The sequence below is a fragment of the Acetobacter estunensis genome, assembly GCF_011516945.1.
In the GTDB taxonomy this organism is placed as follows: Bacteria; Pseudomonadota; Alphaproteobacteria; order Acetobacterales; family Acetobacteraceae; genus Acetobacter; species Acetobacter estunensis.
Genome location: NZ_WOTH01000052.1, coordinates 1 through 14,435 on the forward strand (window position 1 = coordinate 1; position 14,435 = coordinate 14,435).

Here is a 14,435-nt window from a genome sequence, read left to right on the forward strand (position 1 = left end):
CTCTGTCTGCATCGGGTTTTCTTGATGATTATGGAAATTTCTTTTCTACAAAACAGACTTTTTCATAATCTAACCCGATGTACAACCCTTCTGTGAGATTTCCGCGTCGACTGCCGCTCACGCAAAAAAGACTTACCCGGCAGAGTGTTGAGCGAAAAATCCCGATGCGGGAAGCAGGCATTCATCCTCGTTTGCTTTTATTGAAAGATGTCAGTCCCCACATCCAGAGTTTCATATCGACCCTTTCTCTAAACAGGCGGCTCCAGCGCACAGGATGCGTTCTCCGGAAAGGTTACAGCCTTCGGAGACGCCGCTGCGGACAGGCCTTTTCGACGCATGCGACCGTTTACGAGCACGATCCCCACCATGACGAGCGCGCTGCCTTCGAGAAAGGACCGGTCGAGCGCTTCAGACAAAACCACGACACTCGCCATCACTCCGAACAGGGGCGTCATGAACGATAGCGCTCCCAGCCGGGATGCAAGATAGACCCGCAGTAAAGAGAACCACACAAGGAACGAGAGAATCGAAACGATAAAGGTCTGGAACACCAAACTGCTTACCAGCAACGGCGTCATCGTTACTTTCATCTGACCGGTCAGTCCTGCCGCGATCAACAGCAGCACAAATGCCCCCACAAGCTGACACAGAAGCATGACGGTTGCAGGAGCACTTGCCGTGGCATGCCCCTCCCGTCGCAGCGCCACCAGCACACCCACCACTATGGCAGCCCCCCGAACGCACGGCCGCCTGAAGAACCGGGGCCATATCCTGTGCCACCGCTTTCATCGCGACCTACTGAAAGCCCCATACAGCGCACAGTAGAGCCATCACGACCACGACCCGCGCGTCAATTTCCTTTCGGTCATTCATCATTTCGTCCGCTCGGATTGGGCGCATAACGGCGCACGCCACTGTCTGGCGGCATTTCCTACGGTGTGATGATTTCTGCAATCCACAAAATGCTTACATGACCCAACAAAAATACGTGCATTGGCGAGGACACGACATCACGGATTTTCTTCTGTTCCACTGCACCCGCACACAAGACAACTTCGCGGTCACTCAGCGTTTCAGGACGTTACAAGAACGTTTGCCGTTCCTAGGGAGCAAGGAGTAGAGAGAAGACATGATCTCCTCTCGCCCTTACAACCGTGAAGTGCCTGCGCCCACTCCAGAACGGCGTCGCACCGAGCCTGCCGGGTCACGGCTGCAAGCGACCGAAAAAGATCGTTCACCCTATCGCGTCAGGATCAGCCTTCCGTGCTGAAACTTACGACGCTCGATCGTTATATGTTTCGCCAGCTTGTCCTTGCCCTCATCGCGACGACAGGCGGGCTTGCGGCCCTTATCTGGCTCACCCAATCCTTGCGTTTTGTCTCATTGGTGGTGGGGCGCGGTCTGTCGTTGCGCGTCTTTCTGGAACTGACGAGCCTCATGGTGCCGTCCTTTGTGGCGGTCATTCTGCCAATCACGACATTCATCGTGACACTGTTCATCTCTCAGCGGATGGCGGGAGACAGAGAACTGACAGTCATGCGGGCGGCAGGTCTTTCTCCTTTCGCACTGGCCCGACCGGGGATGCTGTGCGCCACGGCCTCCATGCTCCTCACGTTCCTGCTCAATCTGTGGATCGTGCCCACGTCGTATCATGATTTCCGGCAGTACGAGTTCCAGATACGCAACAAGATGGCGGCCTTCCTGTTGCAGGAAGGCGTCTTCACGAAAGTCTCGGATGTACTGACGGTCTATATCCGCCAGCGCGAACACAGTGGCGCCCTCCGTGGCATCATGATTGAGGACGACCGCGATCCACGTAACCGGGCCACCATATTTGCCGAGCGCGGCACCATGCTGATCGTCAACGATCAGCCGCGGGTCGTGCTTTACGATGGCTCACGGCAGGAAATCGATCACAGCACCGGTCGGCTGACCCTGCTCCAGTTTACCCGCAACACGATCGATCTTACTTCTGGCAAGAGCGAACACGAGCGTTCCCTCGATGCTGCCGAGATGTCGCTCCAACAGCTTTTCTCGCCGGACCCGACACAGGTCAGCGCCCGTGATCGCGGCAAGCTGGCCGTGGAAGGGTGGCGTCGCCTCACCACACCATTCACGGCGTTCTCCTTTGCCATGGTCGCACTCGTGGCGATCCTGCGAGGAGCCTTCTCACGCCACGGCAACATTCTGCGTCCCCTGTCGGCCGTGCTGACAATCGTGGGCCTTTTGGCGCTGAGCCTGCTTCTCCAGAATCTCGCCGGACGCAACATGGCGCTTATCCCCCTCATCGTGGTGGAATCCATCCTGCCCGGCCTGATCTGCGCCGTGCTTCTGTTCTGGCCGGAAATCCGGGCGGCACGCGAAAATCGCGCCATCGAACTGGGGCGCCGCAACTGACATGTCCCTCTCCACCATTCCCGTCACGCTCTCTCTCTATCTCGCACGACAGTTCATTTTCTCCGTGATGGCCATGACGGCCTCGCTGACGGGGATCGTCTGCCTGTTCGATTTCATCGACCTTCTGCGCCGGGTCGCGACCAAGCCGGACGTCCCCACCAGTTTGGTCACAGAGATCGCGGGGCTTCATGTCCCGTTCTTTTTCATGGAAATCATGCCATTTGGCGTACTGCTGGGCGGCATCGTGTGTTTCTGGCGCCTCACACGCACCTCCGAGTTGATCGTTGCGCGCGCAGCCGGCATTTCGGCATGGCAGTTTCTGGCTGCCCCTCTGGCCTGCGCCATGTTTCTCGGAGCCCTGACGACGGCCGTCATCTCGCCGCTTTCTTCTTCGATGTATGCGCAGGCGGAAGCACTCGACGAGCAGTACCTCAAATCCGATGGCGGCCCGCTGACCATGTCGGGAACATCGTTATGGCTGCGACAGCTCGATACGGGGATCGATCCGCGCGGTGTGGCGATTCTGCATTCACGCGACGCCCATCTGAACAATGGAGTTCTGGGTATCCGCGACATCAGCGTCTTCCGGGTGGATCACGATGGGCATATGATCCTGCGTATCGAAGCCCCCTCCGGCCTGCTGGAACCGGGACGCTGGCGGCTGGATGGCGCACGCGTTCTCAGACCGTATGAACTGCCCGAAGCCCCTTCCACGTTCTTTTTGCCCACAGATCTGACGCTCGACCGCGTGCAGGAAAGCTTCGCCTCTCCCGACACGCTTTCGGTCTGGGCGTTGCCGAAATTCATCCGCATGCTTGAGCGGTCCGGCTTTTCATCGATTCGCCATCGCATCCATTTCGAATCGCTTCTGGCGCTTCCCATCCTCGCGGGCACGATGACATTGGTGGCGGCGGGCTTTTCCATGCGCCCAACCCGTCGCGGAGGTGTCACACAGATGATCGGATCTGGTGTGGCGGCTGGTTTTCTGCTGTTCACGGTCTCGAAAGTTGCGGAACAATTTGGTAATTCGGGTGCGCTGCCGCCCATTCTGGCCGCCTGGGCGCCTACCGGGGCTGGCCTGTGTCTCGCTGTTTCGTTGCTGCTTCACCTGGAGGACGGCTGATTGCCCTTTCCCGCCCCTCGTTCATGCCGCATGTCCGCGCGCCGCGTCCGGCGCGCGCTCGCCGCATGGATGCGACATAAGGGTATGTCGGGTCACGTCCGTCGCACCTCAAACGAGAGCGGACGGCAAGCCCTTTGGCTCGGGCTGGGAATTGGCGCGGCATGGGGTGTGCCTGCCTTTTTCGCAGACAAAGCGCACGCGCAGTTCGTCCCCACACCGTTGCATGTCAACACGGGCAGCACAAAATCGTCCAGCCACGAACCCGCGACTTTTCAGGCGGATCATGTGAGTTATGACGATCACGCAGGCGTCGTGACATGGACCGGCAATGTGCAGGTCTGGCAGGCCGACCACATCCTGCGCGCTGACAAGATCACCTACGACCGCAATACCGGCCTGATCGCCGCCAGCGGCAATGTCGCCTCCACCCAGCCAGACGGGTCCGTCCTGTTTTCGCACTACGCCGAACTGACGGGTGACATGCGTGACGGGATCATGACCCAGGTCCATGCCCTGTTGCCCGAAAACGCCAAACTTGCCGCCAACGGCATGCGGCGCACGGGCGGCAAGCTCAACGACATGTCCCGGGCGGTGTATACGGCTTGTGAAATCTGCAAGAAAAATCCGGCTCGCGCTCCGTTCTGGCAGTTGCGTTCCTATGACGCCACACAGGATCTGCAACACCAGCGCATCGATTTCCGCGATGTCTACATGGACATTCTCGGCGTTCCGGTGATGTACCTGCCCTTTTTCTCCATCACGGACCCATCCGCCAAACGACATAGCGGCTTCCTGATGGCTGGCATCACACCGCATGACCGTTATCTGGGCACCTATTTCACGATCCCCTATTATTGGGTGATCGACGATCAGTCCGACATCACGCTTCAGGCCCTGATCGCCACAAAGACGGGGCCACAGCTCAGCGCACAGTACCGTAATCGCTTCAACTTCGGACAGTTGAGCATTCTGGGCGGCATTGCCTACGACACCAACAGCCATCACGGCTATACGAACGATTTCGGTGATTCCGTTGGTTCCCAGAATGACAAGGGCATTCAGGGCTATGTCTTCGCCAAGGGCATGTTTTCGATCAACCGCACATGGCGCGCCGGCTTCAATGTCCGATTGGCAAGTTCTGCCAACTACATGCGCGATTACCGTATTCAGGGATATGGCTCGGACACCCTCAACTCGGACGCCTTCATCGAAGGTTTCGGCACGGGAGCCTATTCGCGTCTCGACGGACAGTTCTATCAGGGCCTGAACCAGGGCGTGATTCGCAACAGCGATCTGCCGTTCGTCCTGCCGCATTATCAGTACAGCTTCCTCTCGCAGCCCGATATCCTCGGCGGTCGCTTCTCGGTCGATACGCAGGACTTCAATGTCTATCGCTCGACCGGCGCGCGCGATCAGCGTGGAGAGGTGCAGTTGAACTGGAACCGGCCTTTCCGCAGCAGTTGGGGGCAGAAGTTCCTGTTCACCGCCCGGCTGGATTCCATGATCTACCGTGGCACCCACCTCTATCAGCAGCCGAACTATTACCGTTACGCCAAGACCGCGACAGAGGGTCAGGTCGTGCCCACGCTGGCCATCAAGATGAACTGGCCCTTCCTGCGGACCTTCGACAAAGGACGCGGCACGCAGATTCTCGAACCCATCGTGCAGGGCATCTGGGCCCCCAACATGGGCGACGGCGCGGACCGGAACATGCCCAATGAAGACAGCCTGAGTTACGAATTCACCGATTCCACGCTTTTCGCGCTGAATCGCTTTCAGGGCACGGACCGCATCGACGGCGGTCTGCGTGCGAATGTCGGCATCCATGGAAACTGGACATGGAACGGGCATGTGGTGGACGTGCTGGTCGGCGAAAGCTTTCAGGAACACATCCAGAAGGATCGCATCCCCTATTCCGGCCTGAATCATCACCTGTCGGATGTGGTGGGCCGCGCCCGTATCGAGCCGACCCAGTATTTCAGCGTGACCGGTCGCGCCCGTGTCGATCCCAAGACCGGCCGCGTGAATTTCGGCGACGCCCTGTTCAGCCTCCACGGTCCGCATTTTGGCATCAACGGCGGCTACCTCTACGAGCCGGTGACGCCATATTACTACTACGTCAACGACTACCGGCAGGGAAATCCGCCCTCGGTTTATTACCAGCGCACAAGCGAAATCAGTGGCGGCGTTTCCACCACATGGGCGAACTGGCATACCTCGGGCTTTGCGCGGCGCTCCCTTTCGCGCAAGGAATTCGTCTCACTGGGCGGTGACGTGGGCTACCAGAATGACTGCCTCGGGCTCGACGTGATGTATATCAAGCAATACACCCGTATCGGTGGACAGAGCCGTCATTCCACCGTCCTGTTCACGCTTTCGCTCAAGACCATTGGGGCGTTCGGCATCAAGTAAGCCGCAATCTTTCTTCCATGGCTTCAAAAGCGGAGAGCCGGGAGATAGAACAGAGGCCCAGACAGCCGTAGGTGAGAGATCAAGCCGCATGCGAACCAGCCCTTTCCTGACAGGTTCTGCCATAGCCCTGATGGCCCTGTCCGGTTCGTTCGCCGGTCAGGACGTCTGGGCGGCAACCCGTCACCATGCACCCGTCGCACAAAGCGCCGAAGCCTCGCTGGATGGCGACGATGACGGGCAGAGTCCGGCCGGCAGCAACACAGCCCAAGCCGATTCCGGGCAGCAGGATGTCATCATTGCCGTCATCAACGGAATCCCGCTGACAAAGCGTGACGTGGACAATCGTGGCAAGCTCTTTGCCTTGTCCACAGGCTTGCCCATCAGCGAAGACATCATGAGCCGCCTGCGTCCGCAGATCGTACGTCAGATGATCGACGAGCGGTTGCGCACGCAGGAGATTCTTTCCCGCCATATCAATGTTACCCCCGAACAGATCGCGGACGCCATCAAGGGGATCGAGAGCCGCAACGGCATGCCGCCCAACGCCCTGCGCGACCGGCTGGCGCAGGATGGCGTGTCCCTGACGACGCTCATCGACCAGATCCGTGTCCAGATCGGCTGGACGCAGGTACTGCGGCAGGAACTGGGGGGCAAGGCGCGCATGACCTCGCAGGAGATCGCGCAGCGTCAGGATGCCCTGCGTAAACAGGAAGGCCGTCCGGAATATTTCACCAGCGAGATTTTCGTTCCAGTTGAAGACCCTCGCCATACCGAGACGGAACTGAAGTTCACCCAGACCATCATTGAGGAACTGCGCAAAGGCGCCCCCTTCCCGATTGTCGCGGCCCAGTTCTCACAGGCGCAGAGCGCGCTCGATGGCGGCTCTCTGGGCTGGGTGCAGGAAGACAGCCTTGATCCGGAAGTCGTAGCCATTGTGCGCCAGATGCCCGAAGGCGCCATTTCCAACCCGATCCGTGTGGCAGGCGGCTACGTGATCGCGACCGTCAACGGCAAGCGCATTATTGGCCATCAGCCCGGCACCCTTCTTCAAATGCGTCAGGCGTTCGTTCCTTTCACGGAGCGCCTGAATCCTGAGCAGCCAACGGCCCAGCAACGGCAGGCTCTAGAAAAAGCCGTACACATCACCCAGACAGCCCATAGCTGTGACGAACTGGCGGCCGCCAACAAGGAACTGGGTGAGGTCCGTCCTTCCAATCCCGGTGAGTTGCAGCTCGAACGCCTCAATCCGCAGATGCAGCAGATTCTCAGTACGCTGCCGCCCGGCAAGCCGACACGTCCGCTCGTCTCGCTCGACGGCATCGACATTCTCATGATCTGCTCGAAACAGACCAAGAACTTTGCGGACCGCACACCCAGCGAACTGGCTGACCAGCTTCTCAACGAACGCGTGGAGCAGACAGCCCGGCAGCTTGACCGTGATCTGCATCGCCGGGCGGTGATCGACATTAGGTCGAAGTCCTGAGGCGCCCCGTATGAACGTGGTGCGGGAACCGCTCGCCTCCGTCATCGCGCGGCACGATCTCGCCGCGCGTCATGCGCTCGGCCAGCACTTCCTGCTGGACCCCGGCATTACGGAACGCATCGTCGAACTGTCCGGCCCGCTGGCGGGTCGTCACGTGGTGGAAGTCGGCCCCGGCCCCGGCGGGCTCACCCGTGCATTGATCGACAGTGAAGCTGCTTCCATCCTTGCCGTGGAGGTCGATCCGCGCGCTGTCACCATCATCGATGAACTGGCCACCGAAGCGCCGGAACGGCTGCGTCTGATCGAGGCTGACGCCACAACTCTCGATCTCACCACGCTGTGCCCCGCTCCGCGCCGGGTAATTTCCAACCTGCCCTACAACGTCGCTACCCCTCTGCTGGTCGGCTGGCTCCGGCAGGCAGCCGCGTGGGAACGGTTGACGCTGATGTTCCAGCTTGAGGTAGCGGAGCGCATCTGTGCGGCCCCCGGTACCTCGGCCTATGGGCGTCTGGGGATTCTTGCCCAGTGGTGCGCCCGTTGCGAGGCGATCATGCGCCTGCCTCCGGGCGCTTTTTCTCCACCTCCTAAGGTATGGTCCGCCGTCGTGGAGATCACGCCCCATGCCGAACAACCATCACCGGAACTGTTCCGCGCCATGGAAAAGGTGACGGCCGCGGCCTTCGGCCAGCGCCGCAAGATGCTGCGCGGTTCGCTCAAGAGCATCGGCGGGGAGAAACTTCTAGCCGCCGCCGATATCGATGGCGCGCGTCGGGCGGAAACGCTCGATGTGAGCGAATTCGACCGGCTGGCCCGCATCTTCCTCGCACAGGGAACCTGACACACGTTCCGTTCTTGAATGCGTGAGCATTGTGCGCCCCAATGAAGGCGCATGATTACGAGGAAGGACAGAAAACGTGGACAACCGGAGCGAAGACCTCCCCACCATTGTCGTGGCGCACCCTTATCTCGATGTGAAATCGTTCATTGACGCATGGGACTCTCCGCCGCCGTGCCTGTGGGCGCGCAGTCGGAACGAACTGCTGGAGATGCTGCCTCAAGCGGACATTCTCGCAACCATGACATGGTGGGAGCAGCACTACTTCTCTCTCGCGCCCCGCTTGCGACTGGTGCAGGCCATGTCATCTGGCACCGATCAATATGACCCTGCCGACTTTCGAGCTCATGGCGTCCATCTTGCCAGTGCCCGGGGCGTCAATGCCAATGCCGTGGCGGAACATGCTCTGGGGCTTCTGCTGACCTTGTCGCGTCGTCTGCATGAGGCGCGGGACGATCAGCATCGTCGCATCTGGCCAAAGCTGTATCAGGAAGCCGCGACACGCCGCCAGGAACTCTCTGGCAGCCATGTCGTGGTGGTGGGCTTCGGCGCCATCGGCTCCCGGCTGGTTGCTTTCTGCCGTGCACTCGGCATGAAAGTGACAGTGGTAAGACGCGATACTTCTGTCTCACTCGGGCCCGACATTCACGTCGTCAACGACAGCGCCCTGCCCGATGTCGTCGGCAATGCGGACCATGTGGTTCTCACCTGTCCCGCCACCCCCGAAACACAGGGATTGCTCAACAGCAACATTCTGCAGCGCATGAAACCGACCGCTACCCTCGTCAACGTGGCGCGTGGTTCCGTCGTCGTGGAAGCCGACCTGATTGCCGCTCTCCAAGAAGGAAAGCTGGCAGCCGCAGCGCTGGATACATTTGAGAAAGAGCCACTCCCCGCCACGTCCCCACTGTGGGACATGAAGAATGTCGTCATTACGCCGCACGCTGCCGGTGACACGGTGGCTTACGAGCAACGTGTGGCCGACATTCTGCGCGAAAACCTGCGCCGCCTCAAAACAGGTACGGACCTTGTCAATCAGGTAGTGTGAAAGTCTGCCTCACCACCCGCGCTCGCGACGCAATTCCGCCAGATTTTCGGCCTGAAAGCCGGTTGCGACCACATACAGTTCGCTGGACCCCTTGCGGCTCGCAGGGGGTTTGGCGTGCCGAACCGAGCGAAAGACCTTCTTCATCGGATCGAGCATCTGTTTTTCGGAACCGCCCTGAAAAACCTTTGCAACGAAGCCACCGCCTTCGGCCAGCACATCGAACGCGAATTCGAGCGCGCCTTCGGCCAGAGACAGGATGCGCACATGATCGGTTGGCGCGTGACCCGTAGTGTTCGGTGCCATGTCGGACAGCACCAGATCGGCCCGCCCTCCCAGCATTTCGATCAGCCGCGCGGGCAATTCAGGGTCCGTGAAATCCCCTTCGATGATTTCCGCGCCCGCCACAGGCTCGACCGGCAACAGATCCACACCCACGACATGCGCGGCCCCTCTCTTGACGGCAACCTGCGTCCATCCACCGGGGGCGGCTCCAAGATCCACCACCCGCTGTCCGGGCTTGAGGAGATGAAAGCGATCATCGAGTTCAATCAGCTTGAACGCCGCGCGAGAGCGCCAGCCCTGCTTATGTGCCGCCTGAACATAGGGATCGTTGAGTTGCCGTGTCAGCCAGCGCTGCTGCGCCGTGGTCTTGCCATGAGCCTTGCGCAGCGTGACTGTTTTCGCCCGCACGGATTTGGGCGCAAGCGCGTCGCTTTGCCCGGTCTTCTGCCCCGGCTTCGCCTTGCCCGTGGCCGCCCGCCTGCCCGGCACGCGTACTGCCGGGGTGGTGCCTGCCGACGCCTCGCGTTTGGAGGAAGCTGAAGAGGGCGTTTTTGATATCACAGTGTAAAAAACCTCGGTTACGACAAAGGATGACGGAACGCGTCAGAAGGAAGACTGAAGAGTGCCCTGCGTCTGCTCGCGCATCATCCGCAGGATCATCCCGTCCCGCAAGCCTCGGTCCGCCACGATGACACTTGTAGGCCATTGGGACAGAAGAGCCTCGAAAATGGCGCACCCCGGCATGACATGGGTTGCCCGCTCCGCCCCGATGCAGGGATGCACACGCATTCCCTCCATTCCCATACGGTGCAGACGGGTGATTGCACGCTTCGCACTATCTATCCCGAGGCAATAGCCATCGACTGCGCAACGGATATAGCGCGGGAGATCCAGATCAAGACTGGCCAGCGTGGTCACGGTCCCACTCGTGCCGACCACCCGCACCCGCCCTGCTTGAAGCCGAGCGTGGATATCGTGGCGACGCTCGAACTCCGCCAGATGCTCGCGCACCTTTGCCACCATGGCGCGATAGACACCGGGACGACGGTTGGGAAAGAGGTCCGCAAGCGTCATCACACCCAGAGGAAGGCTGAGATAATCCACCATCTCGTGGCGCACGCCGTCTTCGCCTAACCGCACCCACGCAATTTCCGTGGACCCACCTCCGATATCGACAAGCAAACCCCACTCTGGTCCATCTGTCTTCGTGGAAATTCCCATTTCGACCCTGTATCCCGGCGCCGCATGGGCGAACAGGAGTTCGCGGCATCCTTCTACGGCAAGTTCCGCTTCTTCCCGGGCTGAGATGATCTCGAAGGCCAGCCCCGTCTCTTCATGCACCCGCGCAAGAAAATCCTCTCCGTTGATTGCCCTGCGGCACGCCTCCGTGGCCACAGCTCGCACGCGGGTCACGCTGTGACGAGCCAGTCGTCCCGCGCAGATACGCAGCGCGCCCAGAGTCCGCCCCATCGCCAGTTCGTCAAGCGCACCTGACCGGGTCAGCCCCTCTCCCAGCCGAACGATGCGGCTGTAGCTGTCCACCACCCGAAAGCGGTCGCCTGCGGGCTGCGCCAGCATCAGGCGACAGTTGTTGGTGCCCAGATCGAAGGCCGCAAAAACCTCGCCTTCTTGCGTTCTTCCATGACGGGTTGGCGTAAAACGCTGCCCCTTACCGGACGTAGCCGCAGAGAATGAACGTGTCTGTGCCATATCATGAACGGCGGCAGAGGACGTCCCACCGGCAGGAAACGCCGGAAATACGCCGGGGAGAGCTGAAGGTGGCGCCTCCGAAGAGTTCTGGCTCCGGAGACTGGCACCGGAACGGTCCATTGTCTGGGTCTTTCTCGCATGAGGCAATTTTGTGACGATAGTCAGGGAAAACCCTCATATGGGCAAGTCGAAATGCAGTTCCGTGAAAAAAACTGAGCAAAGGGGATTGTGCCCTGCGAAACCGGGTGCTATTCCGCCGCTCACCGACGGAACACGGCTTCCGATCCCCTGCTGGGGGATAGTTTAGCGGTAGAACTACCGGCTCTGACCCGGTCAGCCCTGGTTCGAATCCAGGTCCCCCAGCCATTCGTCTCCATAACCCATTGAAATCATTGACGAAAATATCCACTGTCCGAGAGGGTCGGTGGAGAACTTCTCCACCTCCTTCTCCACCAGAGGTTGGTCGGAGATGTTACACAGGGTCAATGGGGCTTACCATTTTCGCAGAAAAATCCCCTTTGCCGTTCGTCCTCTGCTCGGCAAGCAAGAAATCTGGTTCTCTCTGAGAACGTCCAATCGGGTTACGGCCACGGCACGCGGTGGTATGGTCTACGGACAGGTCGAAGCCATTTTTGAAGACTGTCGTCAGATGAGTCAGGACAAAGAATATATTGCCACCCTCGAAGAAGCCTTGCGGGTTGCTGACGGGGTAATTGCAGGACAAGATGCGCTTCGGGCTGTCCTGTCGCAAAAACAGGAATTGCAGCATCTGCTTTCAAGCCTGTCCGATTATGAGCGTTTCAGACAGTTCATCCAGAAGCAGGCTATCAGACTGGAAGACATCGCCCTGACGATTCAGCGCTTGGGCCTGAAAAATGCACACCAACAGGGACGGCTGGAAGAATCCTGCCAATCAGGGAGCGAACTGACCGAAGCTCTCAGGCAGGTAACCAATATCGCGTCCAGCCTCTCTCAGATTGTCCTGAACAATCACACGCCGAACGGCCTCCCCTCTCCTGCTCCCGTTGCTCCAGCCAGCCCACTATTTTCTGAAGCCAGTGAGACGTATCTGGAAAAGAAGAGCAAGGATTACAAAAACGAGAAAGATGTTAGAGTTCTGCGAAATACATTCGCCATGTTCCTGGAAATCATCGGAGATAAACCCGTTGCGGAATACAGCGGCAAAGATGCGTTTGAGTTCATTGAAAACCTGAAAAAGATTCCCAAAAACTATGGCAAGAGCATTCACTACACCCCTGTTAAGGATGCGATTGCCGCTGCGGACTTCAGAGAAAAATCAGGAACAGAAATCGAGAGAATGAGCAGTGTTACCGTCGAGAAGCGGGTCACGTTCATCTCAGGCTTTTGGGATCACATGCTCCCCATTGAACAGGTGAGCCGAAACATCTGGAAAGGGTTCAAATTAAAAACAGATTCCGTTCGGTCGATTTCGGACTGGAGCGAGGAAAACCTTCTCAAATTGACCAGTCACCGTTTTGGTCGCAGTGCCGTTTCTCGTCAGACATACGCTTTCATCACCTCGATTGCTGCCTATAGCGGCATGAGACAGGGAGAAATCTGTCACCTTCGTTGTGAAGATTTTGTCCATACTGATGACGGCTGGATGATGTATATCCGTGAACATCCCCCCGTTGAGGTAGATGGAAGGAAGGTCACGTTCTCCCCCAAAAGCGAGGCAGGAGAGCGAGTTGTTCCCGTCCACCCTGAACTGGTCAAGGTAGGGCTTATCAAACACGTTGAACGCATGAGGAACGCAGGTAAGACGTTTGTATTTGAAGACCTGAAACCTTCTGGCAGGATGAATCTGCTTTCCCCAAAGTTTCAGCAGGCTTTCAGCAGACACAAAATCAGTGCGGGAATTTCTGAGGATACGGTCTTCCACTCATTCCGCCATAGCGTGTCCACCATCCTGAGAAACGAGGACAATACTATTCGGGAAGTCTGGATTGATGCTGTCCTTGGTCATATTGGTGATAGCTCAAAAAAATCTCAAGGCATTACGACTTATCTGCATAACATCGGGACAAAAAACCTGAGGAAAACAATCAACAGAATTAAATATCCCGAATCTTTTCAGATTTCGAAGTTATTTGAATAGGTGGTCATATTAACCCGCTGAGCCGATAGCGTCGAAAATATTGGTCTGAACCGCGAGTTCGCCTTGTTCTCTGGCTTCCTTGGCATACTTCCCAAGCGTGCTGGCTGGCACGCCAGTAGCACGCGAGGCTTGTCTGTAGCTCTGTCCTTGAGAAATCAAATCAAGACCAAGGCGAACGCGAGGACTGCTCGCTGTAGGCCGTCCTATTGGCTTTCCTGAGCGTGTTCCATGCTTACGGGCATAAGCGATTCCAAGGTGGATACGCTCGTGAATCATGGCGCGTTCGAACTCTGCGAACGTAGCCATCTGCTGAAAGAGCATCCGACCGACGATATTGTTAGGATCATATGTCAAACCGTCAGAGATGCTTTTGACAATGATTCCACGCTCACGGAATTGCTCAATCATTTCGCAGATATGAATGAAAGAGCGGCCTAATCGGTCAATCTTCCAGATTGTGAGGGTGTCGCCTTCATTTAAGAGACTGAGCAGTTTGTTCAGTCCCGGCCTGTCATCTGTTGAGCCTGAAAGTGTATCCTGAAAAATATGGTCCTCAGAAATCCCCGCTTTTTTCAGGGCCTCAATCTGTTGCTTCAAATCCTGTTTCGCGGTCGAGACACGGGCATATCCGTAAACAGCCATCAGTCATTCTCCCGCTCTGTCAGAGGGGAGATAAGTCGTTCGTATCGGTCAGCATTCCAACGGCCAGTGGCATACGCCGAAAACACAATGCCAGCGTGCTTTCTGTTGCTGTCATCAAGCTTCGTAATTCTTGAAAGGCAGACCGTTGCCTCATCCCAAAGCCTCAAAGACTTCAGAAAATCTCGGGCAAACGTTCCAGCATTGCTATCATACCAGGATAAATCGACCAGCGCAGAAATTGACTCAAGTGTTTCAGTATCAAAATAATTGAACATGGAGGGATCGAAGAACCCTTGATTGATGTGCTTGGCCGGTAATTTCTGGGTTTTGGCGATTTGATTGACGGTTTTTGCGATGGCGTCCAGTCTGCGTTTTGAGCAGATT

The 14,435-nt window shown here is 57.9% G+C and carries 13 protein-coding genes and 1 tRNA gene; 9 read left to right on the plus strand and 5 right to left on the minus strand.

Annotated features, from left to right (window positions below; genetic code table 11):
• Positions 1 to 248: 248 nt before the first annotated feature.
• A complete protein-coding gene (locus tag GOB87_RS14815) occupies positions 249 to 722 on the minus strand; it encodes a DMT family transporter (protein ID WP_264805156.1) in 474 nt (157 codons plus the stop codon).
• A gap of 407 nt (positions 723 to 1,129) precedes the next feature.
• Here GOB87_RS14815 and GOB87_RS14820 point away from each other — a divergent pair, with 407 nt between their 5' ends.
• The 7 genes from GOB87_RS14820 to GOB87_RS14850 all read left to right on the plus strand — a co-directional run bounded on the left by GOB87_RS14820 (position 1,130) and on the right by GOB87_RS14850 (position 9,298).
• The gene (locus GOB87_RS14820) at positions 1,130 to 1,270 is read left to right on the plus strand and encodes a hypothetical protein (RefSeq protein ID WP_166318494.1); all 141 of its coding nucleotides are present in this window, start codon (positions 1,130 to 1,132) and stop codon (positions 1,268 to 1,270) included.
• A 23-nt stretch (positions 1,271 to 1,293) separates the two neighbouring features.
• Positions 1,294 to 2,397: an LPS export ABC transporter permease LptF gene (gene lptF / locus GOB87_RS14825; protein ID WP_166318524.1), complete on the plus strand. Its 1,104-nt coding sequence runs from the start codon at positions 1,294 to 1,296 to the stop codon at positions 2,395 to 2,397.
• A 1-nt stretch (position 2,398) separates the two neighbouring features.
• Entirely contained in the window at positions 2,399 to 3,520 is a 1,122-nt protein-coding gene (gene lptG / locus GOB87_RS14830) for an LPS export ABC transporter permease LptG (protein WP_166318497.1), read from the plus strand.
• 30 nt (positions 3,521 to 3,550) lie between these two features.
• The gene (locus GOB87_RS14835; RefSeq protein ID WP_242006492.1) at positions 3,551 to 5,932 is read left to right on the plus strand and encodes an LPS-assembly protein LptD; all 2,382 of its coding nucleotides are present in this window, start codon (positions 3,551 to 3,553) and stop codon (positions 5,930 to 5,932) included.
• An 88-nt stretch (positions 5,933 to 6,020) separates the two neighbouring features.
• Entirely contained in the window at positions 6,021 to 7,415 is a 1,395-nt protein-coding gene (locus tag GOB87_RS14840; RefSeq protein WP_166318500.1) for a peptidylprolyl isomerase, read from the plus strand.
• 10 nt (positions 7,416 to 7,425) lie between these two features.
• Positions 7,426 to 8,253 carry a 16S rRNA (adenine(1518)-N(6)/adenine(1519)-N(6))-dimethyltransferase RsmA gene (gene rsmA / locus GOB87_RS14845; RefSeq protein WP_166318503.1) on the plus strand — a complete coding sequence of 276 codons (828 nt, stop codon included), beginning with the start codon at positions 7,426 to 7,428 and terminating at the stop codon, positions 8,251 to 8,253.
• A gap of 76 nt (positions 8,254 to 8,329) precedes the next feature.
• Positions 8,330 to 9,298, plus strand: a complete 969-nt coding sequence (locus tag GOB87_RS14850; protein WP_166318506.1) for an NAD(P)-dependent oxidoreductase — start codon at positions 8,330 to 8,332, stop codon at positions 9,296 to 9,298.
• Positions 9,299 to 9,307: 9 nt separating this feature from the next.
• Here the strand turns inward: GOB87_RS14850 and GOB87_RS14855 are convergent, their stop codons facing one another.
• A complete protein-coding gene (locus GOB87_RS14855) occupies positions 9,308 to 10,069 on the minus strand; it encodes an RlmE family RNA methyltransferase (protein ID WP_166318509.1) in 762 nt (253 codons plus the stop codon).
• A gap of 114 nt (positions 10,070 to 10,183) precedes the next feature.
• On the minus strand, positions 10,184 to 11,290 hold the full coding sequence (locus GOB87_RS14860) for a Ppx/GppA phosphatase family protein (RefSeq protein WP_166318512.1): 1,107 nt from the start codon (positions 11,288 to 11,290) through the stop codon (positions 10,184 to 10,186).
• A gap of 292 nt (positions 11,291 to 11,582) precedes the next feature.
• Here GOB87_RS14860 and GOB87_RS14865 point away from each other — a divergent pair.
• Positions 11,583 to 11,656 (plus strand) — tRNA-Gln (locus tag GOB87_RS14865).
• A 58-nt stretch (positions 11,657 to 11,714) separates the two neighbouring features.
• Entirely contained in the window at positions 11,715 to 13,409 is a 1,695-nt protein-coding gene (locus GOB87_RS17065; RefSeq protein ID WP_166318515.1) for a DUF6538 domain-containing protein, read from the plus strand.
• A gap of 9 nt (positions 13,410 to 13,418) precedes the next feature.
• Here GOB87_RS17065 and GOB87_RS14875 read toward each other — a convergent pair whose 3' ends face one another.
• Both GOB87_RS14875 and GOB87_RS14880 read right to left on the minus strand, forming a co-directional pair.
• Positions 13,419 to 14,051, minus strand: a complete 633-nt coding sequence (locus GOB87_RS14875; protein WP_166318518.1) for a recombinase family protein — start codon at positions 14,049 to 14,051, stop codon at positions 13,419 to 13,421.
• Positions 14,051 to 14,435, minus strand: a 385-nt coding sequence (locus GOB87_RS14880) for a hypothetical protein (RefSeq protein WP_166318521.1), incomplete at its 5' end; no start/stop codon positions are given. The genes GOB87_RS14875 and GOB87_RS14880, both read right to left, overlap by 1 nt.